Here is a 24,693-nt window from a genome sequence, read left to right on the forward strand (position 1 = left end):
CATGTATTTAGCCAAACACGTTATATTGTTTGGCTTTTTATTTTTGGATCTATGATAATTATCGAACTCCGAACTCCGAACTCCGAACTCCGAACTCCGAACTCCGAACTCCGAACTCCGAACCCCGTATCCTGAATCTTGAACCTTTGGATTTGTAGATGTTTAGACGTCCGTTGACTTTTTTTAGTAAACAGATAACAATAGCAGTCTATTTTCAAGGTGCTTACTAAACACTTCAATGGTGTGATTTTTTTAGTAGGATAATCGGGAAGTTGGTGCGTTTTCATTGATGAAGTCAATCCCAACACTGCCCCCGCAACGGTAAAGTTATGCTGTATTAAATTATGGTAACTGAGTCCGGAGACCGGCCTTGATTTAATCTTACTTACTAACATCTTTGCGGTGGGCAAAGATAGGGGACATGATGCTAAATAAAACCGCACTGGGTATGGCCATTTCGGCTGCACTCTCTTTTTCTGTATCTGCTGCAGAACAATCAATCGAAACAATAACAGTAACCGCTAATAAGTTTGAACAACCTATAAATGATGTATTAGCAAGTGTGGCAGTTATCGAGCGCGCTGATATTGAAAAAGCGAATTATCGAGACTTACCTGCAATATTAAATACTATTGCTGGGATAGATATTGTTCGTAATGGTGGGTTAGGTCAAAAAGCAGATATATTTGTTCGCGGGGCCAGTGCTAAATATACCTTAGTATTGGTTGATGGCGTAAGAGTGAGCGATGCAAGTTCAGGTAGTGTATCGCTGACGAATATTCCAGTTAACAGTATCGAGCGTGTTGAAATTATAAAAGGTGCCAGAGCGGCTATTTATGGCTCAGACGCGGTAGCCGGAGTAATTAATATTATCACCCGTAAAGCCTCAAATAACTCGCTTTCGGCTACTTTAGGCAGCCATAGCTACAGTAATTATCAGCTTGCTGGTGGGCTTGTAAAAGAGGCGCTTAGCTTTAATTATAATTTAGGCTACGAAGAGACGGATGGTTTTGATGTTACTGGCAAAGATCCAGCGGCTGAGTACACAAAAGATCATGATGATGATGGCTACAAAAATAAAAACATTGGCTTTAATTTAGCTTATGAGCTTGCTGAACTAGGCCAATTGAGCCTGCAATCTCAGTATAGTGAAGGCGAAGCACAATATGATAATGCAAGGGGTAACGATGCCTACGACTTTGAAAATTACACCGCTAAGCTAGGCTGGAACAAAGCCTCAGATATATATAGCCAAAGTACTTCGGTGAGCGTTTCGCAAGAAGAAAATACCCAAACAGGTACCGATGTGCAGCAAGTGTATAGCACAGAGCGTGTTGAGTTTGAATATCGAGGGCTTTATACCCTTACTGAAGAACTTGATATATCGGGTGGCTTTAATTATTTATCTGAGGATTTATCAAACTCGTCAGCAACGTCATCAGAAGAAAAACGCGATAATAAGGCGTTGTTTATAGGCGCGTTTTATAGCCATAACAAATGGTTAGCAAATGCGGTTGTTAGAACCGATGATTATGACTTCCATGGCCGTGCAAACACTTACAGTACAGGACTTGGTTACAAAGCAAATAACTATGTAACACTACGTTTAAATCACGGTACTGCATTTAGAGCTCCTTCGTTAATTAATGCGTTTGTGACTAACAGCCCGTACTATTTACCAAACAATAATATTAAACCTGAAGAAGCCTTAAATAATGAGCTTGGTATAACTTTAGAAACCCAATGGGGCCGTTATGATATTGCTATTTTCGATAACCGTATCAATAATTTGATTAGTAATAATTATGATGCAGACTCAGGTAAATATATTGCCACTAACATAGATAAAGTATCTATGCAGGGATTTGAGCTGTCGGCAGAGTTTTCAGCGCTAGGCTTTGAACACTCGGTTAATTTTAGCTTTTTAGACGCTACAGATGAAAAAACGAATACCGATTTACCACGTAGACCTTCTGAATCGTTTAATTATCAACTCGCTAAAACATGGGGTGATTTTGATGCCAGCTTGGATATGCAATATCGCTCATCGCGTCCTTCGATTGCGTATTATGACTCGGAGCTCGCTGCTTATACGGTATTTAATATAGCAGCCAATTACCAGTTGCTAGATAATTTGTCGTTAGCTGCTCGAATAGAGAATATTACTGATGAAGAATATTTTACTGCTGCGACGGGCTTTGCTGCCAGTGGTAAGCTATTAGGTTATAACAGCGCAGGAAGAACTTTCTTTGTAGGGGCAAATTATCAGTTTTAGTCACTTATCCTAGTTGCCAAGGAACAAATAGCCCAGCTTATTGCTGGGCTATTTATTAAAAGCACTTTATTCCGATAAAAACTCGCTAAATTCGGTTTCAAACTTATGTAATTTGGGTGCAATTAAAATACTGCAATAGCCCTGCTCAGGATTTTCATTGTAATAGTCCTGATGGTAGTGCTCTGCGGGGTAAAAAGTGGTTGCTGGGCTCACCTCGGTTACTATAGGTTCGCTAACATGAGTTTGCAGCTCTGCAATAACGGCCTGTGTTTGTACTTGTTGTTGCTCATTATGATAATACACAACGCTGCGGTACTGAGTGCCTATATCGTTACCTTGGCGATTTAGTTGTGTGGCATCGTGTAGGGTAAAAAACATCGCGAGTAAGGTTTCAAAGCTGATAACACTGGCATCAAATTCAACCTTAATTACCTCTGCATGGCCACTGTTGCCAGTGCAAATAGTTTTGTAGGTTGGGTTATCAGTATGTCCACCAGTATAACCAGAGCAAACACTGAGTACACCTTTTACACGCCTAAATGCTGCATCAATACACCAAAAACAGCCGCCGCCGAGTGTTGCTACTTGTGTGGTCGAACTCATAAGTACTTCCTCAATTGTTAGGGATATGTGCACTGAATAAAGCGCCGTAACAGCTAGTTACGACGCTCTGAGTGACTTAGATCTCTTTAAGCGGTTTTTCAGCGGCTTGCTTATCAAGTTTTTGTTGTAAAAACTCAGGTGATTGTGTGTTTCGTGCTAGTGCGTAATAAGCGGCTGGCACCACAAACAGAGTTAGTATGGTTGCCACCGTTACGCCAGTAAATACCACCACACCAATTACCATTCTACTTTCCGAGCCTGGACCGGAAGCCAACACCAAAGGTACGGCACTCATAACCGTTGTTAGGGAAGTCATAATAATAGGGCGCAAACGCTGTGTAGCCGCTTGTAAAATAGCCTCACTAAATTCTACGCCTTTATCACGTAACTGGTTGGTAAATTCAACGATCAGTATACCGTTTTTAGCACTTAACCCAATGAGCATAACAATGCCTATTTGGCTGTATATATTAAGCGTTAACCCCATACTCCACAGCCCAAACATGGCACCCATTAAACCAAGTGGCACAGTTAACATAATAACAAATGGATGCATAAAACTTTCAAACTGAGCTGCCAGTACTAAAAAGGTCACGGTTAATGCCAGCACAAACACATAGGTCATGGCTGAGGCACCTTCATAAAACAATTGCGACTCACCTTTATAGTCAATGGCACCATCAATGTCGTTTTCCTCTGTGGCAACCTTGTTTAAAAAGTTTAGTGCTTGTTCTAGCGTGTAACCATCAGCGAGGTTGGCACTTAAAGTAATTGCACGCATTCGGTTATAGCGATTTAAACGCGAGGCGGTGGCTTCTTCTTTTAAGCTAATAAGGCTATCAAGAGGAACAAGTTCTCCGCTACGTGATTTTAGGTAAATATTTGAAATATCAGTCGGGTTGGCAAAGTCTTGTTTTGTGCCCTTTAAAATTACATCGTATTCTTCACCGCGGTCAATAAAGGTGGTTACACGGCGTTGGCCAAGCATGGTTTCAAGTGTACGACCCACATCAGAGACTGATACGCCTAAATCAGCGGCTTTATTTTTATCAATACTGACTAAAAACTGAGGGAAGGTTTCTTTATAATCATGATCAATACGCACTAATCCAGGGTTTTTCTCAGCGCGTTTAATAATTCTATCTCGCCAATCGGCAAGTTGAGCATAATCATTACCTTGCAAAACAAATTCAATAGGGCGAGATGAACCACCTCCGCCAATACCACGGCGCATAATAGCAAATGCACGAACGTCGGTGACCTCTTGCATTTTGCCGCTTATTTCATCCATGACTTCCCATGTTGAGCGTTTGCGCTTATCCCAGTCAGCCATGCCAACAATAGCCACGCCGCCACTGCCACCCCAACCTGGGACTCGAACAAGCACTCGACTTAGTTCGCCAGATTCAGAATAAGGCATCAAGCGCTCTTCAATTTTTGCCATATTAGCTGCGTTATTTTCATAACTTGCCCCTTCAGGGCCATTCATAAGCACAAAGAAGGTGCCACGATCTTCTTTTGGCGTGAGCTCTGAGGGTATTTGTAAAAATAATGAATAACTAACAAACCCAGCCAAAACTAAGCTCAGCATTAAGCCCCATTTACGGGTCATGTTTGACGCTAAAGCGTTACGGTATCCATTTTCTAATTTAGTAAAAAAACGGTCCATAACTTGGCTAAACTTACTTTCTTTTTCAGAGGCCTTTAACACTTTTGAACACAGCGCCGGAGAGAGTGTCAACGCAGTGATACTAGAGAAAAACACGGCAGCACTTACTGCCATAGCAAACTCTGTAAATAGTGCGCCAATTCGTCCTTCCATAAACACTAATGGTACAAACACGGATATAAGCACTAAGGTGGTGGCTATAATTGCAAAGCCCACCTCACGTGCGCCGCGATAAGCTGCCAATAAAGGCGGTTCACCAAGTTCAATACGGCGGTGAATATTCTCTAGCATTACAATGGCATCATCGACCACTAAGCCTATTGCTAACACCAGTGCTAGTAGAGTTAATAAGTTAATTGAATAACCCATTGCTAATAAAAACATGAAACTACTGACTAGGGCGACTGGTACTGTGACCGCGGGAATAAGAGTGGCGCGAATGTTACCTAAAAATATAAAGATAATAAGCACGACTAACCCCATAGAAATTGCTAAAGTTTTATAAACCTCATTAATTGACTCTTTAATAAATACCGAAGAATCATAACTGTCTTCTATGGTGGTGCCTTCAGGTAAATTACGTTTTATTTTTTCCAGTTCACTGCGGGCGTTATCAACCACAGTTAGGGTATTGGCTTTGGCTTGTTTAACAATACCCATACCAATCATATTACGGCCATTACCTCGGAATAAACTTTCATCATCGGCGGCTTCTAGTTTTACGTCAGCCACTTCGCCTAGACGCACTAAATAACCATCTTCACCTCGTTTAATAACTAGGTTTTGAAAATCACGTTGGTTTTTATAGCTGCGGGCAGTGCGAACGGTAAAATCACGATCAACTGATTCAATTTCACCGGCCGGAAGTTCTACATTTTCACTACGCAGTGTTTGCTCAATATCACTGGAGGTAATACCACGGGCGGCCATCGCTTGGCGGTTAAGCCATACTTTCATGGCATACTTTCGCTCCCCCCCAATGCGCACATTCGATACGCCATCAACAACGGCTAATCGATCTACAATAAAACGCTGTGCATAATCAGAAAGTTGCAATGAATCCATGGTTTCGCTGTTAAGTACAAACCACGCGATAGGGCTTTCGTCACTATTTGATTTTGATACTTCAGGAGGACGCACTTGTTCGGGTAGGCTATCAAGTGCACGCGCTACACGTTCACGCACATCGTTGGAGGCATCGTCTATGTCACGGCTAATATTAAACTCAATGGTAATGTTTGAGCGGCCATTACGACTCGATGAGTTAATACTTTTAATACCTTCAATGCCCGAAATACGATTTTCAATAACTTGCGTTATTTTTGTTTCAATAATTTCGGCAGATGCACCGGTATATTCAGTACTAATATTTACAATCGGTGTTTCAATATCTGGATACTCTCGCAAAGGCAACATGCTAAAAGCAACTAAGCCAAATGTGAGTAACAGTAAGTTAATAACAATCGCAAAAACGGGGCGTTTGACGCTAGTATCGGTAATTTTCACGTGTTACCCCTTAACGCTTACTTTACTACCTGAGCGAATTTTAATTATTCCCTCGGTAACAATTTGCTCGCCATTACTTAACCCTTTGTCTATCGCAACCCAGCCATTATTTCTACTTACAACATGTACTTCTTTACGGTTTGCTATGCCATCTTCAATTTGAAAAACGTAATGCTTATCTTGCAGAGGAATAATGGCCTTTTCAGGCACCATCAGCGCTTGGTTACTGCTCAGTTCTAAAGCGGTATTAAGCAACATGCCTGGGCGAAGTAAACCTGATTTATTAGCAAAACTTGCTGTTACTTCTACACTGCGAGTGATTGAGTCGATACGTGAGCTTATATGGGTTACTTTACCGCTGAAGGTTTGATCAGGGTAAGCATCGTTTTGAGTGCGAACAATCATTCCGTTTTTCAATTGAGCTAAATACTTTTCAGGCACTTTAAAATCAACTTTTATAATACTAATGTCATCGAGGGTTGTGATCACAGTACTATTATTAATATACGCACCCACCGATATTTCGCGTTTCCCCAGTAACCCAGAAAAAGGCGCGGTGATGGCCATTTCATTGAGTTTGGTTTTAGCACTTTCAAGTTGTGCTTCGCTGGCATCAACGCGAGCGAGTTGTTCTTCAAGCAATGACTTGGCCGTCGCTTGCGAGCGAGAAAGCTCGGTCAGTCTGGCTAATTGACGTTTTTCTTCTTGTAAATTAATGCTAAGTTCTTTTACTGCAAATTGTTCTTGTTGGTTTTGCAGTTGTACTAATTTTTGTCCTTTGCTGACCAAGTCGCCATCTTCAAAGTAAATGCTAGTGACATAATCGTTTTGAGCGCTTTTAATGTAGATAGCCTGATTAGCACGAGCACTGCCAATGGCTTCAATCATAATTGCGTTTTCTTGCGATCTTACCGTGTGGGCAGAGACTTGCGTTGTCATTGGCGAGTAATTGGCTTGCTCGCCCTGTGATGCGGGAAAATACAAATAAACGCTAAAAATTATTAGTAACGAAATAATAAATGGAAATAAGGCTTTACCTGATTGTTTAGAGTGCATTGTTTTCATACCTGAAAATAGATTATAAGTATTGTACGAAATCAGGACAAAAAAAGGCGGTTATGTATCTCATTAATTTGTGCGTTAAGCGTAAAAATAACTGATACTTAGTCATTGCGCATATTTAACAGTAATAATGGGAGTTAATTGATGAGCTTTAAAACATCATGCAAACGCTGTTTAACGCTGAGAAAGTTAGTATTGTGGGCTATTATTATGTTTATATTTTATATGGCGTTTTTTCAGTATGGCTAATATAAATAAACAAATACTAAATTACCGAGCGCAAGGCGCTAAAAATGGAATTGAAATATTAATGGTAGGCAGCATTGGCTTGATTATTATCATGCTGTTTAATTTATTACGCCCAGGCGAAATAAGTATTATCGAAATTTTTTTAGTAAGTTTATGTATTGCTGCAATTTTAATTGGCTTTTTTAAAACACAAGAACCTTTTTATAGTATTATTTTAACTGAGCAGCAATTAATATATCAGCATAAGTATGGACAATGGCATTTACACCCAGAGAATTTGCACCATTGTGGTATACCTAAGGTTGATAATGGCATTGATTACCTTGAGCTTAATGCGATTGGTATTAAGTTAAATGATATAGATTCATTCTTGTCTGCTTTAGCTCCAAGAATTGCGGGTAAATTGTTGATAGAGCAGCGACATTTCTTTATGCAAGTTGTTCAAAAAAATTGCAAAAATGGGCATTGCCCATCAGAATGGTTAGTTGAAGATAATAAATATAGGTCAAAAAAAGGAATTGACTATAATGGGCTCATAGCGATGTTTGCTAATAGGGCTAAACATCTTCAGCTTTTAACAGGGTATGACTTACTGTTACCAGCGAGTGTAATAGAAAGTGATATTTGGGAATTTAGCGCAAATTTAAATAAATGGAAGCGCGATCCCTCTCAGTTTATAAAGTCGCAGTGTGAATAATAATATAAGCACTCACTGCGGGATTAGGAATAACTATGAGCCAAGACAGATCTTTCATTAAAAGTGGTCGAAACACCATAATACATAAAGACAGAAAACTAGATTTAGTGATTGTTAATGGTGAGACTCACCCTAAAATTAAAGTAACAGGCAATGGTCTTGAGCCATTTAAAGAAGAACTGCCAAAAAACCGCCGAGATGCAAAAGAGCGTTACCTCGACGTTGTTTATATTACTAGTGCTGATGTATTTAGCGAAGAAAAACAATTGTTGTTTATTCAATCCTTAGATGGCCGCGAATATAAAGTAGATTACAGTAAAGTTGGCACTAAATTATTTGTTCGCATTCATCAAGATAGCTATTTATAATTTATAATGGCATTTTTTTTGCTTAATATTTTTATTAGATAATTTTAAGACAAAAAGGTGCTGAGTATGAGAGCAATTTCGTTAATACCACTTATGTCATGCTTGCTTTTGGCTGCATGCGGAGGGGGAGGCGGTGCTGATAACAGTGATATAAAAACATCAGTATTTGCAGGTAACGATCTTCAAGTTGTAGAAAAATCAGAGTTTACTATTTCTGCAAAAGGCTCTCCTGCAGATGGTATATTTACTTGGCAGCGTGTAAGTGGCCCTATTATAGATGTGTTTCCGCTTGAAGGGGCTGAACAAACCATTACTGCACCAGATGTAAAGTCTGACAGTGAACTGGTATTAAGAGTTAGTTATCAAACCTCAGATGGCAGTTTAGTGAATGACGACTTGAGTGTTTTCATTGCCTCTAATAATCAGCTTCCTCTTGCTGTTGTTACTCAAGTTGCTCCTGCAAACTTGCCCTCAGTTTATAAGGATACTGTAACCCTTAGTGGTTTAACTTCCACAGACCCCGATGAAAATGGCGAAATTAGCAGTTATTTGTGGCAATTATTGTCAGGGCCGGATTTAACAATTGATAGCTATACCAATCCAACGCTTAGTTTTTCTCATCCATTATTAGAAAATAACACCAACTTAAAATGGCAGCTCACCGTAACAGATGATGAGGGCGGAGTATCTGCATCACAATTTGATATGACCCTTAATAAAACAGCCCAGGTAATTATTGCCGATGCAGGCGCTAATCAAACAGTAGAAGAGTTTGATAAGGTTATTTTAGATGCCACAGCCAGTGAAGCGGCAACTCAATCTTATCAATGTAAGTGGCAACAACTTACCGGTAATGCAGAAACCCTGATTGAATCACAGTCATGTACTGCCAGCTTTTTTGCCTCTGATATTGATTTAAATGCAACGCTTAGCTTTGAAGTACAAGTTATGGACTTAAAAGGGCGCACCGACACAGATACCGTATTTATTGATGTAACACCCAAAGCGCTAGGGTTAATAAATGATACAGGAGTAGGAGAGTGTTATAACAATACTCAGCGAATTAATTGTAATAATGATGAATTTCCAGCTCAAGATGCTGATCTTGGGCGCGATAGTTTTGCCAATCGTTTAGGTAAAGTGGGTAAAGGGAATCTGGCTTTTGATTACACCAAACTTAATGAGTTTGCCGATGAGCTTCTCGATGATGCGCAAAACTTTAGCTGTATTCGTGATAATACTACCGGCCTTGTTTGGGAAGTAAAAAGCCCTTATTCCGGGGTGTTACCAAATACCACTTTACGTGATGGGCAAAACCGTTACATTTGGCAAGGAACTGTCAATAGCGGCGATGTAGCGGGTAGTGATAATACCACGTGCCCGAGCAATACTGATTGCGGATTACAAACCTATATTGATGAAGTTAATGCGCTTGATTTTTGTGGTGGTAGTAACTGGCGTTTACCCACTTATACTGAACTTTTAGGTTTAATTGATTACGGTAAACAAGGGCAAAACGTATTGATAGATACTGCATTTTTTCCTAATACACCATCGACTAACACCGAAGGGCATTTACGCTATTGGACCTCACAGACCGCGGTTGATGGTGCCAGTTTATCTCAGGCTTACATTATCGATATGATGGATGGCAACGACTTAGCCTATCCAAAAGATAATGCCGCTTATGTGCGCTTAGTTAGAAATCGTTAAGGTTATTATTATGAAATTAATTAAAGTCTCTATGTTATTAGCCTTGGGATTATGCCAGTCACTTGCAGCGCAGCAGTGTTATGAAGAGGTAGCGACTAGCGATGATACCGACCGATTTGTGATTAATATTGATGGCACTGTGTCAGATACTAAAACAGGGCTAATGTGGCAGCGCTGTAACTATGGTCAAGTTTATAATAGCGAAACAACTAGCTGCGATGGCGATACTCAACCATTAAATTGGCAAGCTTCACTTAAAGGCGCACTTAATGACACCACGGCAAATTATAACGACTGGCAAGTGCCGAGTATTAAAGAGTTAGCTAGTATAGTAGATCACCGTTGTACCGATCCAAGTATTAATGCGGGTATTTTTTTAGCAACGCAGTCGCAAAATTATTGGTCTAATACCTCGGGTATTAGCAATATAAACTCGGCATGGGTTTATCAATTTTCCAGTGGTTTAAATAGCTTACATGCTAAAACAAGTAACGTATATTTACGCCTAGTACGCTATGAGAAGTAGTTAATTAATATATTAGCGAATCTAAAAATGCTTTTTTATTTACGGTTAGCCTTTTTATTTACACTATTTTAATAATAAAGCCTGGTTGTAGTTGTCACCCAGGCTATTTTTTTGCCATTATAGGCCGTGAATTAACGACCAAGGACTATAAAGGTGTATTTAAGCTATTTTGGTTTACAAGAAAAGCCATTCTCAATTTCGCCTAATCCCCACTACTTATTTTTAAGTGAACGCCACAAAGAAGCATTAGCGCACCTTACCTATGGACTAGGTGAAGACGGTGGCTTTGTGCTGTTAACTGGTGAAGTGGGGACGGGTAAAACCACCATAACACGTAGTATGTTAGAGCGACTGCCTGAAAATACCCAAGTAGCCATGATCCATAATCCTGCGTTATCAGAACTTGAACTGTTAGCCAGTATTTGCGATGAATTACAAATAACTTACGACGCCAAAAATGCCACGCTGAAAAGTCTAACGGATGTGATTAAAAAGCACCTTGAGTTTAATAATAAAGCGGGGGGGCATACTATTTTAATTATTGATGAAGCACAGCTACTTGCCCCCGATGTGCTTGAACAACTTCGGTTATTAACCAATATCGAAACCGACCATAAAAAGTTATTACAAATAGTATTAGTAGGGCAGCCTGAGTTACAGGTACTTCTAAAGCGAAATGAGTTAAGACAGCTGGCACAGCGTATTACTGCTAGGTATCACTTGTTAGCGCTAACACCAGGGCAAACCATTGCTTATATTCAACACCGGTTGCATATTGCAGGTTGTGACAAGAAAATATTTTCAATGGAAGCGATGCAAATGGTGCATCAGCTAACTGGCGGTGTGCCACGATTAATGAATCTGGTGTGTGAACGCGCATTAGTAGGGGCATTTTCCAAACAGCAAGAAATTGTTGGCAGTGATATTGTTAAGCAAGCGGCGAGTGAATCTTTACCTATCGACTTTATTGCCACAAATAATAAGGTGAGTAAAACAGGTTCTATTTGGCCTTATAGTGCTGCTGCGTTAATGCTTTTTTGTGCAGGAATTGGCCTGTCATTTATTCTTTAGTTAGGTGATTCATGTCTTATTTATTAGATGCGTTAAAGCAGTCAAAGCACGATACCATGAGCGCAGAGCAATATGACTTGCAAGCGCAACAATTAAAACAACAACACCAGTTGATGACCTATCGTCGAATTAGTTTTTTACTCGCAGGAAGTTTATTGGCAACGGGTATATTGACCAGTGGCTTTTTTGTCGGGAAGTTGCTGCAACAAGAAAATGTAGCCGTAAAAAATAAGGTTGTCCAAAATGACCTTAGTCAAAAAGACTCAGCAGTGGTAGAAAAACCAACAAGCCCAGAGGAAGTACAAAAAACGGTTGTTCAAGCAGTAACAAACCCTCAAGCGCCCCTTGTTACAACTGCGCCTAACAATTCTGTGCCACTGGCAGGGCAATTGGTTTATGTACAAACCCCAACGGGTGTACAGCAAATGTTGCTTACGCCTCAAGGGCAATATTTACCTATGAGCGTTAATCAAGCGTCTCAAGGGCAAGCGCACAATTTCTCGGCGCAGAATAACGTTCCATCTAGTTTTCTATCACCGAGCAACCAACCGAAAAGCGTACCAACTCAAGCAACGAAAAGAACACTCAGTGCCGATGAGTTAAGTAAATACAAAGTGTTAGGTAAACCACTTAATCAAAATGTGCCTGCCCAGCCAGAATCAACCGCTGAACTAGATACGGTTCCCGACACGCTTAAAAATGCGTTTGCGCAAGCCGTTAATGACACAGAAACAACAGCCGACTACGAAGTAACTCAAGGCTCTCGTCATTCATCACGGGTACAACCCGTTGAGCTACTGCCGGATGGCCTACAAAGTATGTTGCCAAGCATTAAATATCAGGCACATATTTATTCGTCGACAGCAGATAAGCGCTGGATAAAGCTCAATGGCAGAGAGCTATATGAAGGGGAGTCTATTGGTGCATTGAGGGTGCTAGAAATAGCACCGGATCAGAGCGTACTTGATTTTGATGGCTATGAATTTAGCTTAAAAGCTCTGCAAGATTGGCCACAGTAGTGGCCAATTAACTAAAGATAGAGTGCTTATAAAAACCCTCTAAATCTATATTATATTCTTTGGGTTTCACTGCTGATTCAAGCGTGTCTTGTGTTCTTTTGCTTGATAAGTCAATATCTTGAACTTCAGTGTAACGCCCATGTTTGGCATTAAAAAACGTTTTTACGACTGGTTTTAATGGTGTTGCAGGATTACTTTGGGTCACCAGCCCCACTTTTTGGCTGGAAAGTTTTACCAGCGTGCCCACTGGGTGAATACCAATGCATTGAATAAACTTATTAAGTAGCACGCCATCAAAGCTATCAGGGCAACCTTGTTTTAATATTTTAAACGCCTTAATTGGCTCCATACCCGCTTTATAAACGCGTTCAGCGGTTAATGCATCATATACATCAACAATAGAGGCCATACGAACATATTGGCTTATTTCATCGCCTTTCTTACCAAAGGGATAGCCTTTACCATCTAAGCGCTCATGGTGCATACCTGCGATATCAACAGCAATCCCCGTTAATCCTGCGTCTTCTAGTATTTCTTTGCTAAAGCGCGCATGATTTTGCATCACTTTAAATTCTTCGTCACTGTAGCGACCTGGTTTGTTGAGAATCGCGTCAGGTATTTTTATTTTTCCCATATCATGCAATAGGGCACCTGTTGCAAGTTCTTCAATGATTGGTTTTTCAATATTGAGATGTTTTGCAAAAATACTCATTAAAATAGACACATTTATCGAGTGCTCTAATAAATAGGCATCTTTTTGGCGCATTTGCGTAATGCACGCCAGCGCATCTTGATTTCTAAAGACGGAGTCAATAAACCCGCTAGCCAGCTCCCTAAAAGGAGCAACATCAACAGTGCGGCCAGATTCTATATCGCCAAATGCTTTGGTTTGTAAGTTTTTTGCTTCATCATAAAGCTTTTTAGCTTTACTCATTTCTTGCTCAGCGCTGTGGGTTATTAACCATGGATCGCGCTTTTTGATTTCGTGCTTAGTCGCAGGCGTTGGTTGTGTTTCAGGTTCTTCAGAGGTGAGCATTTTATCAGGATCGATTTCAACCTCTAAAATGCCAGATTTTTTTAATTTATCAATTCCACTTTGAGTTTTAACCCAGCCTTGGTTTTTTATTCTAATATTGCCAGTTTGCTTAACAACTTTTTGCACAAACATACCAGGTTTTAGCTGTGTAGTAGGAATGGTTTTCAAAGTGAACTCTAATTAACAAATATGATTAGAGAAAGTAACAAATAAATTCACATTTAGAAATAAAAAAAGGCATCAAATTGATGCCTTTTTAATTAAATGATGACTATTTTCTATTCATCATCTTCAACAAGCGTCATCAACGAGGTGTTACCGCCTGATGCCGTTGTATCGATACTGATTGTTTTTTCAGTAATTAAGCGCTTAATTAGCGTGTCGTAATACTCTGAGCTGATCACTGGCAGTATTGCGCCTTTACGTTGTGCAAGCTGTTGGCTGAAGTAGCCTAAGCGAGAAGAACGTGCAGCAACTACCGCACCCGCTAAGTGAGGGTGTGCCAATATAGCTTGTAACTGGTTTGGTTTAGCTACTTGGAAAACACCTTCAGCAACGCCGGTTGCAATAAACTTATCTCTAAAGGCAACCGCTTCGTCGTAAAATATTTCAGATGCAACAGTAATTACCGTATTACCAGCCGCTAGTGCGGTAATAATAGACAGTGCCCAAAAGTTAAATGAGGTGCTTTTATCTGCGTAACAAACCACACAACCCCGAGCTTCAAGGTGAAGTGTATTCGACTCACCTGTTGGCCCTGGCAATGTTGTATATTTACGCATGTGCTTTTCTAAGCGGTTTAACTGAGCGCGAGCATCGGCAAGTGTTAACGCTAAATCGTCCGCGAGGTCGTCAATAATTTCAACCGTCGCTACTTTCGCTAATAACTGACGTACCGCAGAAACACGGTCATTCAGTGGCGTTGCACGCCAGATTTTTTCATCGCGCATAGAGTTAACCATCAGCTTTTCTACTTGCTCATTTGCGCCACTGTAGTGGTGTAAATCAAGCTCATCTGGCGTTAGGTTAGTCATTTGTACGTTATCTGGTGATGCTTTTTCTTTTATTAGGCGTTGTAGATAGTTTGGTCCACCGGCTTTAGGGCCAGTACCAGAGAGTCCACGGCCACCAAACGGTTGCACGCCAACAATGGCACCAATCATATTACGGTTGATGTATACGTTACCTGCACGCGACATTTTCGCTAAATGTTCACAACGTTCTTCAATGCGAGAATGAATACCCATTGTTAAGCCGTAACCCGTGTTGTTGATTTGGTCGACAACACTATCAAGCTCACTCGATTTAAAGCGGATAACATGCACACACGGGCCAAATACTTCACGTTTCAATACCGATAAGTCTTTAATTTCGTATAAACGTGGTGCAAAGAAAAATGCGCCATTTTCGCTGTTATCAGGAATTTTACACTCATAGTGAAGTGTTGCATTACCCTTGAGGTATTCAACATGGTCGTTGAGTGTTTTAAGCGCTTTTTCATCTATTACTGGGCCTACGTCTGTAGAGAGTAATGATGGGTCGCCAATATGCAACTCAGCAAGTGCGCCTTTAAGCATATCGATAATGCCATCAGCTACGTCTTCTTGAATAAAGAGTACGCGTAATGCTGAACAACGTTGACCCGCACTTTGGAAACCAGAACTGATAACATCATCAACAACTTGCTCAGGAAGCGCTGTTGAGTCAACAATCATACAGTTTTGGCCGCCAGTCTCTGCAATTAAAGGCACCTGAATATCGTTACGTGCCGCTAATGTTTGCGAGATAAGCGTGCCCGTTTCAGTTGAACCTGTAAACATAACAGCTTGAATACGCTCATCAGGAACAATGGTTTTACCTACTTCGCTACCGCGAGCAATGACAGGTTGTACAACGTGCTCAGGTAAACCAACTGATAGCATTAATTCAATGGCACGTAGTGCGATTAAGCTGGTTTGCTCTGCTGGTTTTGCAATAACCGTGTTACCAGTAACAATGGCCGCTGCAACTTGACCCAAGAAAATAGCGAGCGGGAAGTTCCATGGGCTAATACATAAAATAACACCGCGGGCTTCAAAGCGTTCATCTTGCGCAAGCTCTTCAGCACGGGCTGCGTAGTAACGACAAAAATCAACGGCTTCACGTACTTCATCAATACCATCTTGTGCTACTTTACCTGCTTCTTTAATACAGATAGCAACAAGCTCATCGTGATGGCGCTCTAAAATATCAGCAACGCGACGTAATAAATTGGCGCGCTCTTTTACCGGTGTTTGTGACCATGATTCAAATGCGGTTTCAGCGTTGGCTAGCAACACTTTCATTTCATCACTATTTTGTAATTTTATATGGCCAATAATTTCTTTATGGTTTGCAGGGTTTTTAACTGCCAGCGCGCCCTCTGGTACTTGGCTTTCATCAATTAAATGCTCTTCAAACCAAGTATCTAAATTTTCTTTAAACGGGGTGATCACGTTAATATCAGTTAAGTCCATACCTTTTGAATTGGCACGTTCTTCACCGTATAAATCAATTGGCATTTTTATCTGTGTGTTGTATTTATTACGTAAACCTTGCAGTGTTTCAACAGGATCTGGCAATAATGCTTCAACCGGTTGTGTGGTATCTACAATGGCATTTACAAATGACGAGTTAGCGCCGTTTTCTAGTAAACGACGCACAAGGTAAGCAAGTAGGTCTTCGTGTTGGCCGACCGGTGCGTATACGCGGCACTGAATTTTTTCTTCATCAACGATTTGGTCAAATAAAGATTCACCCATACCGTGAAGACGTTGGAATTCAAAACCTTGGTTATCACCTTTGGCCACTTCTAAAATAGTCGCTGCGGTGTAGGCGTTGTGTGTTGCAAATTGCGGGTAAAGTACATCACGTGCTTCGAGCATTTTAATCGCACACGCTTTATATGATACATCCGTGGTTGCTTTACGGGTAAACACCGGGAAGTAATCTAAACCATCTTGTTGTGTGGTTTTGATTTCTGTATCCCAGTATGCGCCTTTTACTAAACGCACCATCATTTTGCGACCCACACGGGTTGCTAGGTCGGTTAGCCATTCAATAACAAAAATAGCGCGTTTTTGATAAGCCTGAACTGCTAAACCAAAACCTTGCCAATCGCCTAAATCGTCATCGCTAAATACTGCCTCAATAACATCAAGAGAAATATCTAAACGGTCAGCTTCTTCTGCATCAACAGTAAAGCCGATATCGTATTTTTTAGCGGCAAGGGCTAGCTCTTTTAGTTTTGGAACGATTTCTTCCATTACACGCTCTCTATGAGTGAACTCATATCGAGGGTGAATAGCCGATAACTTTACAGAAATACCTGGGCTTTTTATTGGACCACGGCCATTTGCGGCTTTACCGATAGCATGAATCGCATTCATGTAACTATCAAAGTAACGCTTGGCGTCTTTCATTGTGCGAGCACCTTCGCCTAGCATATCGTAAGAATATACATAGCCTTTTTGCTCTTTTTCAGCAGCACGCTCAATCGCTTCGTTAATGGTACGACCCATTACGAACTGTTTGCCCATTATCTTCATAGCAAAGTTAACAGACTTACGTATAACTGGCTCGCCTAAACGACCAATGGTTTTTTTGAGTATGCCAAACTGTTGCTCTTTAGTCTTATCGTTATAGTTAACCATTTTACCGGTTACTAATAATCCCCAAGACGAGGCATTAACGAATAAAGAGTCACTACTACCTAAGTGAGAGCTCCAATCGCCGTTTGCTAATTTATCACGTATTAATGTTTCTTGAGTTGCTTTATCAGGAACACGAAGCAGCGCTTCGGCTAAACACATTAATACCACACCTTCTTCACTCGATAGTGAAAATTCATTTAATAGCGCATCAACACCGCTTTGACCGTCTTGGTCTTTACGAATGTTTAAAACTATTTGGCGAGCTCTTTCCCATGCACGGCTTCGTGCTTTAACACCGACTTCTGCAAGTGGTAAAATGTGATCAATAACCGCATTTTCATCTATACGGTAGAAGTCACGGATCTTTTGTCTGATCGGACAAGTCGTTGTTAAATCGCCATTGAATAACATAAGCAACCCTCAGGAGTGTTAAGACTTAGGGTAATTGTTAATTACCGCTAAATGTTGTTGGTGTAAAGCGTGCATTCTAATTAAAATCCAGCAGAATATGCTGGTTAATTTTGCCGTTTTACGATAATTTACAGGGCATATTATTAACTTATCCATATAAAATACTGATATGACTAATCCGAATAGATTACGCCTGCTTGATCGTATCGATATATCAATTTTAGACGTTTTGCAGCGCAATGGTAGAATTTCAAATGTTAACCTCGCAAAACAAGTGAATTTAAGTCCTAGTCCTTGTTTAGATAGAGTTAAACGTCTGGAGCAAGAAGGCTACATTGAGGGATATTTTGCAAAGTTAAGCGAGGAAAAGCTCAATCAAAGCTTAGTGGCGCATGTGCAGGTATCATTAGTCACCTCAAATACAGCGGTATTTAAAGTGTTTCGCGAACACATTCTTAAAATTAAGCAGGTTGTTGAATGTGACATGGTAGCGGGTGGTTACGACTATTTATTAAAAATTCGCGTCTCTAATATGGATGAATACAGAGAAGTATTAGGTGATTTGGTTGATATTCCAGGGGTGGGTACACACCACACTTACATGGTAATAGAAAAAATCAAACAGGATCCTGGACTGCGTTTAGATATGTAACCTTTGAGTACATTATTGCAGGTATAAAAAATTGCAGGCATAAAAAAAGCATCTTTCGATGCTTTTTTTATGCCTGCAATATAGGTGGCGCTTACGCCCAACCTTCATAGCGTTTTCTGCGTGATAACACAATAGTTAAAATAATTCCTAAGAACAAACCTAAAAATGCAATAGCACCACCATAAGTGAGCAGCTGACGCTTTTCTTTAGCACTGGTTGCTTGCTTTAATTGTTGTTCTTGAGCAAGCGAGTCTTGTAATTGACTTATTTGTGCTAACAGCTGAGCATTTTGTTCGGTTAGCTGTGAGTTTTGTTCTTGTAGTTCAGGTAATTCTACTTGCGCTTGGCGTAATTTATTTTGCATAGCGCTAATTTCGCTGTTAAGCGCTTGATACTGCTGCTTTAAACCAGCTGATTCGCTGATGAATTTAGCCTCTACCCAGCCTTCACTGTCTTTATCATCTTTAACTTTTATAAAACCGTTTTGTTCATCAGATAATAAAGTCAGTTGCGTGCCTGCATCTATAGAACCGAGTAAGCGATAGTCTTTACTGGCGCCTGAACGCATAAAAGTATACAAGTTATCGATTATATAAGCTGTTTTAGCATTAGTAGGCGGCGTTGATTGAGCTTCCTCTGCTTGGCTCATAAACGGGGCGGCTGTTAAAAGCAGCCATAGTAAACAGTGTTTTAGCATTTATCTACCTTGTTAATCTAGCAGTGTCCGTTGTGAACGTGATTTTTATTTCGCATAAGTATATAGATAGTATGGATTTAATAGTTTAATAGCAAGATAGATATTGTAACCAAAGCATTTTGCTTGCGTGTTTATGACTAAAAAATTTGCAATATAGGTCTGCTTTGTTTATTTTGAGCACTTATTAATTTTAAGGGTAATCCGCAAGCCTAATGGATACTGAGATAGAACTGAAGTTTTTGGTATCAGATGACGTCATTCCACTGATCCCCTCGTTAATTACTCAATTTGCAAAAACAGTCACAAACAAGCCTTCTAAAAGTTTGCAAAATGCTTATTTTGATACGCCAAGCAGAGAGCTGAGAGCACTCGATATTGGTTTTAGAACGCGTTGTACAGACGAGCGCTGTGAGCAAACAATTAAGCTTGCAGGAGACGTGGTGGGGGGATTACATCAACGTCCAGAATATAACCTTCCCATAGAAACACACCGACCTAATTTAATGGCGTTTGATTCATCAATTTGGCCACACGGCATGCAAATTGATGTTATATCACAAAACCTCTACCCTATATTTAGTACTAATTTTATCCGCCGTACGTGGTTAATTGAAACGCAAAATGGTGCCAAAATTGAAGTGGTATTAGATAAAGGTGAAGTGGCCGCCTCGGGTAAAGTGGAGATTATTAGCGAGCTTGAAATAGAGCTCGTCGAAGGTAGCCGGGATGAGCTATTTGCTTTAGCAGATAAATTAATAAGCCAAAACAGTGTGCGCTTGGGGCTTTATTCAAAAGCAGCAAGAGGCTACCGCCTAGCGGATAACACACCGTTACAACCGAGTAAATCTATCGGTTTTGTTAAACTTACTAAGCAAGCCACTCAAGAGCAAGCACTTATTGAAGCCATGGGCTTTGGTATTCGCTTTGTGCAAAAACATGAGCAATGCTATTTTGATAAGCCAAGTTTAAAAACATTAAAACGTGTGACCGACGGTATTAGTTTAATTCGTCATAACTTTTGGTTATTTGATGATATTGTCAGTAAAGACAGCACCGAGAACCTCAGAACGGAGCTAAAGTGGTTATTGAGTGAATTAGCATGGGTTGAAAATGCCATTCAGTTAAAAACTTACACTTCTAAGCGCCATGCTTTTTATAAAAAAATAAACAGTGCGCCCGCCTTAGCTCAAGTTATTAACGATTTAAAAGAGTTACAACCGAGTATTGATGATATTTTTGCGCTTTTTCATAGTGCGCGTTACAACCGTTTATTGCTGAGCTTAACAACATGGCTGATAAATAAGCAGTGGCGTAAAGACTGGAGCCAAGCAGAGCTACAAAACGCTGAGCAGCCCGTTATTAATATTGCTCATCGTTTATTTGATAAAGATTGGAAAAATTTACACCGCTTATTGCCTAAAGAGCAAAGTTTAGCGGGCAATGATTATTTAAATTTTCGTACTCAGTTAGAAAATAGCTTACTCAGTGGTAACTGTTTAGGTGCACTGTTTAATAAAGATGAACGATTAGAATTTAGGCTTCCTTGGCTCGATATTTCTCATGGCATGTATGAGCTAAGCACGCTTGATTATTTAAAACAGCTGTGTGGCGGTCAAGAAGATGCTCAACTAGCAAAAATACAACTATGGTTGGAACAAAAGTCTGACTTTTTAGTCAGTGCCATGGAGCAAAGTCGACACGCTTCATTTGATACAGAACCGTATTGGCTTTGATGGCTAAGCACTTTTGCACGCTTAACTTGTTGCAAAAGTGCATTATTCTATCGCTTTTGTGTTTTGTTACAAATGTGTATTCACAGCCCTCTTGGCAGCTTTACGAGAGTAAACAGGGGGTGAGTATTTATTTTCAGCGTTTGAGCGATGATACCTTGAAAATGAAAGCTGAAACGGTGGTTGAAAATACCACAGCAGAAGATTTAATCGCCTTACTCAGTGATACCGATGCTGCTCCCCGCTGGATAGAAAATATTGCTAAAGTAAAATTACTGAAATATTTAAGCCCCTCAGAAAACCTTGTTTACAGCTTTATTGACTCCCCTTGGCCCGTTGCAAATAGAGATTTAGTCACGTATTCGTGCTATACAAAACGCAGCGCGTTGCAAACTCAACTTAGTATTCATGCCCGTCCTGATTTTTTACCTCAAACTAAAGGGGTAGTAAGAATAAGCACATTAGATGCGACGTGGTTACTGACTCAGCAAGCGAATAACTTGCATATTGACTATCAGGTTTATGCGTTACCAGGCGGAAGTATACCCAATTGGCTAAATAACCGAGTCGCTCTCAAAAGCACCTTTAACACGCTAATAAATTTAGCTGAAATACTTGCTACTAAGCAGTACACAGCAAAGCCAACCGTCATCCGTACTGGGGATTGCACACATGGCGAATTGCCGCGGTTATAAGCAAAAAAGTGACCTAAGTGGTCACTTTTTTAATTGTTATAAGCGCATAATCATTAGTATTTAGCGGATTGACCGTCTTTAGGTATAGACTGTTTTATAAACTCGCGTAAATCGTTGTTAGAGCTTTCTAAATCTGCATGACGTAGGTACATCATGTGGCCACTGCGGTAGCCTTTAAAGCTCAATCTATCTTGCATTTTGCCACTTGGATCTAGTTGCCACATTGTGTATTTAGCATCAAAGTAGTTTGTTGCACCATCAAAATAGCCCGCCTGAACCATCACATTTAAATACGGATTTTGAGCCATAGCTAAACGCAAGTTTTCACCGGTATTGTTTCCGCTTCTATCCCATGGGTGAACGTTACCAAATAAGTTATATTTGATGTCGGTTTTGTAATTAAGCTCTTCACGCAGGTAGTAGTTAATTGCAGGGGTAAAAGAGTGCAGCCACGATGTAAGCTCTGCCCAGTAATCTGGTGATTCACCGGCATCGCGCTTATCAATCCCTAAATAACGAGAATCCAGACGACCAACCATTTGTCCGCGTTCACGTAATAGCTCTTTCCAAAAAAATTGTGTCGGGATGTCTAAGTTATTTTGGCTAACAAATGTTTCAGATAGACCTGCATATTTGGCCATTTTTTTAATAATACGACGTTTTTCATCTGGGGCAATAAATCCGCCTTTTGCAAGCGCGGGAGTGAGCTCATTAACGGTAAACTGTTCCACTTCAGGTAATAGCTCGTCTAAGTCTTTAGCTTGTAAATCAGCGCTTAATGCCTTGTGGTACCAGGCTGTAGCTGCAAAGTAAGGTAAGCGGTTAGCGGCTTTTACAGGACCATCGCGCTTAATACCAATATCGGTAGGTGAAACGAGTACAACACCGTTAATGTACATCCATTGACTATTTTGTAGCTCATGCGCTAAGCCTGATACACGAGTGGTACCATAGCTTTCACCAATTAAAAATTTAGGAGAGCGCCAGCGTTCATTGCGAGATACAAAAGTATTAAGCCACTCTGCTAGATATTTTATATCGGCATTCACACCAAAAAATAACTCTTTTTGTTTATCCTTTGGTAGAAGGTTACCATCTTTATCTTCAACGACACGCGAATAACCCGTGTTTACAGGGTTTACGTAAACGATGTCGGCTACGTCTAAAACCGAGTAAGGGTTATCTTTAACACCGTAAGGTTGAATAGGGTAGCCTTCGTCGTCAATTTTTAAAACGCGTGGGCCGGTGTATGCTAAATGCATCCAAACTGACGCTGAGCCTGGGCCACCATTGAATGAAATAAGTAATGGGCGCTTTGTTCTATCATCGACCTTATCGCGCGTGTAGTAAGTGTATTGAAGGGTTGCGATGGCGTCTCCCTTGTCATCCCATACCGGTTGTGTGCCAGTTGCTACTGTGTAAGAAAATCGTTCATTATTTATTTTTGCTTTGTGCTGGGTAACCACTTTACTGTCAATATCAATGCGACGTTGATTATCGGCAAACGAGGCGCTACTTAGGGTGAGCGCAATAGCGGCAATGGGTAAAAATAGACTTCGACTAAATTTCATAAGTGACCCTTTTTATTTTATGTACTGCAGTTATAGCGATATTTGAGTAAAAAACAAAAGTAATGAGACTAGCTGCCGATAATAATCGTTGAGTTTATGTAATTAAGATTAATCTGATCACAGCAAACAGGCGAAATATGCTTGATGTGTATACCGCAATGTAAGTTTAAGGCGATTAAAAAATTTAATTATTAATTAAGTTTTTAAGTAGTTGGTCGCTTTACTTGTTTCTATATGGATGATTGAAAGTGATTTCTTTTTAGGTTTATAACCTTAAAGAGTGAGCGCAAATAAAAGGGAGTTTATGCAACGGGTTTTAATTGTTGAAGATAATATTAGGGTACAGCAGGTACTCAAACATACTGCTGCTCAATACCTTGATGTTTTGGTTGATTTTGCCTCGTCACTTACTCAATGCAAACAACTCCTGAGCCAAACAAGTTACTCACTCGCCTTAGTTGATTTGCCACTTAGTGGACAAAGCGATATGGATGTTGCTCGCTATATTTTATCGCAAGGTATCCCTACGCTATTAATGACAACGCAATTAGAAGAGTCCACGCGCTTAAAAATACTGGAATTAGGGATTATTGATTACATTATTAAAGATAACCGCGATTCTTATCTTTACGCTATTAAATTAGTTGCACAGTTACTGCGTAATCAAGGGCGTAAGGCGCTAATTGTTGATAATTCCTTGTTAAGCAGTAGTTTGAATAGGGTCTGTTGATCTTTCAGGGTTAAATTTGTTCAATCTAGGGGCGATTTAATCGCGGCGCGAGGTTTGTAACCTAGTGGGCTAAGTAAAAATCGAGCAACAAAGAGTAAATTGCCCCTAGGCAGAACCCTTCGGGCAGCGTGTGTTTGGCATTTATGCTACGTTATCGCCTATTTATGGGGAGTAACCACACTACATAGACTCTGTCTTGCCTAAAAACCAAACACACAGCTGCAAATTTAACCTCGAAAGATAAACAGACCCTCAGCAAATGCTCGAAAAACAGTTATTTGATGTTATTACTGCTGATAATAGCGCTCAAGCATTGCATATACTTAACCATAATAGGGCAATTAAGTTAGTCATTACTAATCATAATTTAACTGATATGAATGGGTTTGAATTAATTAGAGCAATTCGAAATGTTAAAAGTCGTGAGCAATTAGCTATTATTGGTCTGGCCGATGTATATAGTTATGGTGTTGCCACGCAGTTTATTAAATCGAGTGCAAATGACTTTTTAACTAAGCCCTTTACTCATGAAGAGTTTCATTTTCGAGTGGTAAAAACTATGGAATCGCTATGGCTGGGTGAAGCTATAAGAGCTGATTTATCCCTCGACGCGACTGAGTAAGTCATCATGCTTAAAAAATTAATCAGTACTTAGAACGTTTTGCAGCGGGTCACTAGAGATGACGTCTTGCTTTTAGTTATCTCGCACCAATGCAGTATTTTGTTTAAAAAAAGCGCACCT

General features: G+C 40.2%; 19 protein-coding genes and 1 riboswitch. Of the genes, 12 read left to right on the top strand and 7 right to left on the bottom strand.

Features of this window, described 5'->3' with window-relative positions; genetic code table 11:
- Window positions 1-221 precede the first annotated feature (221 nt).
- A riboswitch (cobalamin riboswitch) is annotated at window positions 222-387 on the top strand.
- Between the two features lie 37 nt (window positions 388-424).
- Entirely contained in the window at window positions 425-2,275 is a 1,851-nt protein-coding gene (locus PTET_RS04160; protein WP_096038247.1) for a TonB-dependent receptor domain-containing protein, read from the top strand.
- 66 nt (window positions 2,276-2,341) lie between these two features.
- Here the strand turns inward: PTET_RS04160 and msrA are convergent, their stop codons facing one another.
- The 3 genes from msrA to PTET_RS04175 all read right to left on the bottom strand — a co-directional run bounded on the left by msrA (window position 2,342) and on the right by PTET_RS04175 (window position 7,109).
- Window positions 2,342-2,878 carry a peptide-methionine (S)-S-oxide reductase MsrA gene (gene msrA, locus PTET_RS04165; protein ID WP_096038248.1) on the bottom strand — a complete coding sequence of 179 codons (537 nt, stop codon included), beginning with the start codon at window positions 2,876-2,878 and terminating at the stop codon, window positions 2,342-2,344.
- Window positions 2,879-2,954: 76 nt separating this feature from the next.
- Window positions 2,955-6,053 carry an efflux RND transporter permease subunit gene (locus PTET_RS04170; RefSeq protein WP_013464318.1) on the bottom strand — a complete coding sequence of 1,033 codons (3,099 nt, stop codon included), beginning with the start codon at window positions 6,051-6,053 and terminating at the stop codon, window positions 2,955-2,957.
- 3 nt (window positions 6,054-6,056) lie between these two features.
- Window positions 6,057-7,109 (bottom strand): efflux RND transporter periplasmic adaptor subunit, encoded by a 1,053-nt coding sequence (locus PTET_RS04175; protein ID WP_096038249.1) that lies wholly within the window; start codon window positions 7,107-7,109, stop codon window positions 6,057-6,059.
- 247 nt (window positions 7,110-7,356) lie between these two features.
- On the opposite strand from PTET_RS04175, the gene PTET_RS04180 reads away from it, so the two are divergent.
- From PTET_RS04180 to PTET_RS04205, 6 genes are all read left to right on the top strand, one after another.
- Window positions 7,357-8,061: a DUF2982 domain-containing protein gene (locus PTET_RS04180; protein WP_033104044.1), complete on the top strand. Its 705-nt coding sequence runs from the start codon at window positions 7,357-7,359 to the stop codon at window positions 8,059-8,061.
- A 35-nt stretch (window positions 8,062-8,096) separates the two neighbouring features.
- Entirely contained in the window at window positions 8,097-8,429 is a 333-nt protein-coding gene (locus tag PTET_RS04185; protein ID WP_013464320.1) for a hypothetical protein, read from the top strand.
- Window positions 8,430-8,495: 66 nt separating this feature from the next.
- Window positions 8,496-10,142 carry an Lcl C-terminal domain-containing protein gene (locus PTET_RS04190; RefSeq protein WP_096038250.1) on the top strand — a complete coding sequence of 549 codons (1,647 nt, stop codon included), beginning with the start codon at window positions 8,496-8,498 and terminating at the stop codon, window positions 10,140-10,142.
- A gap of 10 nt (window positions 10,143-10,152) precedes the next feature.
- The gene (locus tag PTET_RS04195; RefSeq protein WP_016899354.1) at window positions 10,153-10,668 is read left to right on the top strand and encodes an Lcl C-terminal domain-containing protein; all 516 of its coding nucleotides are present in this window, start codon (window positions 10,153-10,155) and stop codon (window positions 10,666-10,668) included.
- A gap of 153 nt (window positions 10,669-10,821) precedes the next feature.
- Window positions 10,822-11,739 (top strand): ExeA family protein, encoded by a 918-nt coding sequence (locus PTET_RS04200; RefSeq protein WP_096038251.1) that lies wholly within the window; start codon window positions 10,822-10,824, stop codon window positions 11,737-11,739.
- A gap of 11 nt (window positions 11,740-11,750) precedes the next feature.
- A complete protein-coding gene (locus PTET_RS04205; protein WP_096038252.1) occupies window positions 11,751-12,758 on the top strand; it encodes a general secretion pathway protein GspB in 1,008 nt (335 codons plus the stop codon).
- Between the two features lie 7 nt (window positions 12,759-12,765).
- On the opposite strand, the gene PTET_RS04210 is transcribed toward PTET_RS04205, so the two are convergent.
- Both PTET_RS04210 and putA read right to left on the bottom strand, forming a co-directional pair.
- Window positions 12,766-13,962, bottom strand: a complete 1,197-nt coding sequence (locus tag PTET_RS04210) for an HD-GYP domain-containing protein (protein ID WP_096038253.1) — start codon at window positions 13,960-13,962, stop codon at window positions 12,766-12,768.
- A 110-nt stretch (window positions 13,963-14,072) separates the two neighbouring features.
- Window positions 14,073-17,876 carry a bifunctional proline dehydrogenase/L-glutamate gamma-semialdehyde dehydrogenase PutA gene (gene putA, locus PTET_RS04215; protein ID WP_013464326.1) on the bottom strand — a complete coding sequence of 1,268 codons (3,804 nt, stop codon included), beginning with the start codon at window positions 17,874-17,876 and terminating at the stop codon, window positions 14,073-14,075.
- Window positions 17,877-18,045: 169 nt separating this feature from the next.
- Here putA and PTET_RS04220 point away from each other — a divergent pair, with 169 nt between their 5' ends.
- On the top strand, window positions 18,046-18,528 hold the full coding sequence (locus PTET_RS04220; RefSeq protein WP_016899359.1) for a winged helix-turn-helix transcriptional regulator: 483 nt from the start codon (window positions 18,046-18,048) through the stop codon (window positions 18,526-18,528).
- Window positions 18,529-18,619: 91 nt separating this feature from the next.
- On the opposite strand, the gene PTET_RS04225 is transcribed toward PTET_RS04220, so the two are convergent.
- Entirely contained in the window at window positions 18,620-19,225 is a 606-nt protein-coding gene (locus tag PTET_RS04225; RefSeq protein WP_096038254.1) for a TIGR04211 family SH3 domain-containing protein, read from the bottom strand.
- A 212-nt stretch (window positions 19,226-19,437) separates the two neighbouring features.
- On the opposite strand from PTET_RS04225, the gene PTET_RS04230 reads away from it, so the two are divergent.
- Both PTET_RS04230 and PTET_RS04235 read left to right on the top strand, forming a co-directional pair.
- Window positions 19,438-20,958 (top strand): CYTH and CHAD domain-containing protein, encoded by a 1,521-nt coding sequence (locus PTET_RS04230; protein WP_096038255.1) that lies wholly within the window; start codon window positions 19,438-19,440, stop codon window positions 20,956-20,958.
- Entirely contained in the window at window positions 20,958-21,650 is a 693-nt protein-coding gene (locus PTET_RS04235; protein ID WP_096038256.1) for an START domain-containing protein, read from the top strand. The genes PTET_RS04230 and PTET_RS04235 overlap by 1 nt, the downstream gene beginning before the upstream one ends.
- 53 nt (window positions 21,651-21,703) lie before the next feature.
- Here PTET_RS04235 and PTET_RS04240 read toward each other — a convergent pair whose 3' ends face one another.
- Window positions 21,704-23,221: a S10 family peptidase gene (locus PTET_RS04240; RefSeq protein ID WP_096038257.1), complete on the bottom strand. Its 1,518-nt coding sequence runs from the start codon at window positions 23,219-23,221 to the stop codon at window positions 21,704-21,706.
- Window positions 23,222-23,525: 304 nt separating this feature from the next.
- Here PTET_RS04240 and PTET_RS04245 point away from each other — a divergent pair, with 304 nt between their 5' ends.
- Together PTET_RS04245 and PTET_RS04250 are read left to right on the top strand one after the other, a co-directional pair.
- Entirely contained in the window at window positions 23,526-23,951 is a 426-nt protein-coding gene (locus PTET_RS04245; protein WP_244186371.1) for a response regulator, read from the top strand.
- 259 nt (window positions 23,952-24,210) lie between these two features.
- Complete coding sequence (locus tag PTET_RS04250; protein WP_244186372.1) at window positions 24,211-24,573, top strand: response regulator; 363 nt, start codon at window positions 24,211-24,213, stop codon at window positions 24,571-24,573.
- Window positions 24,574-24,693: the final 120 nt, after the last annotated feature.

Origin of the sequence: Pseudoalteromonas tetraodonis, assembly GCF_002310835.1 — a bacterium.
Taxonomy (GTDB): Bacteria; Pseudomonadota; Gammaproteobacteria; order Enterobacterales; family Alteromonadaceae; genus Pseudoalteromonas; species Pseudoalteromonas tetraodonis.

Coding starts and splice junctions, on each gene's coding strand:
- PTET_RS04235 (WP_096038256.1), top strand. CDS start 20,958: ATGGCTAAGCACTTTTGCACGCTTAACTTGTTGCAAAAGTGCATTATT.
- PTET_RS04205 (WP_096038252.1), top strand. CDS start 11,751: ATGTCTTATTTATTAGATGCGTTAAAGCAGTCAAAGCACGATACCATG.
- PTET_RS04240 (WP_096038257.1), bottom strand. CDS start 23,221: ATGAAATTTAGTCGAAGTCTATTTTTACCCATTGCCGCTATTGCGCTC.
- PTET_RS04225 (WP_096038254.1), bottom strand. CDS start 19,225: ATGCTAAAACACTGTTTACTATGGCTGCTTTTAACAGCCGCCCCGTTT.
- PTET_RS04230 (WP_096038255.1), top strand. CDS start 19,438: ATGGATACTGAGATAGAACTGAAGTTTTTGGTATCAGATGACGTCATT.
- PTET_RS04195 (WP_016899354.1), top strand. CDS start 10,153: ATGAAATTAATTAAAGTCTCTATGTTATTAGCCTTGGGATTATGCCAG.
- PTET_RS04250 (WP_244186372.1), top strand. CDS start 24,211: ATGCTCGAAAAACAGTTATTTGATGTTATTACTGCTGATAATAGCGCT.
- putA (WP_013464326.1), bottom strand. CDS start 17,876: ATGTTATTCAATGGCGATTTAACAACGACTTGTCCGATCAGACAAAAG.
- PTET_RS04220 (WP_016899359.1), top strand. CDS start 18,046: ATGACTAATCCGAATAGATTACGCCTGCTTGATCGTATCGATATATCA.
- PTET_RS04245 (WP_244186371.1), top strand. CDS start 23,526: ATGCAACGGGTTTTAATTGTTGAAGATAATATTAGGGTACAGCAGGTA.
- msrA (WP_096038248.1), bottom strand. CDS start 2,878: ATGAGTTCGACCACACAAGTAGCAACACTCGGCGGCGGCTGTTTTTGG.
- PTET_RS04190 (WP_096038250.1), top strand. CDS start 8,496: ATGAGAGCAATTTCGTTAATACCACTTATGTCATGCTTGCTTTTGGCT.
- PTET_RS04185 (WP_013464320.1), top strand. CDS start 8,097: ATGAGCCAAGACAGATCTTTCATTAAAAGTGGTCGAAACACCATAATA.
- PTET_RS04180 (WP_033104044.1), top strand. CDS start 7,357: ATGGCTAATATAAATAAACAAATACTAAATTACCGAGCGCAAGGCGCT.
- PTET_RS04160 (WP_096038247.1), top strand. CDS start 425: ATGCTAAATAAAACCGCACTGGGTATGGCCATTTCGGCTGCACTCTCT.
- PTET_RS04175 (WP_096038249.1), bottom strand. CDS start 7,109: ATGCACTCTAAACAATCAGGTAAAGCCTTATTTCCATTTATTATTTCG.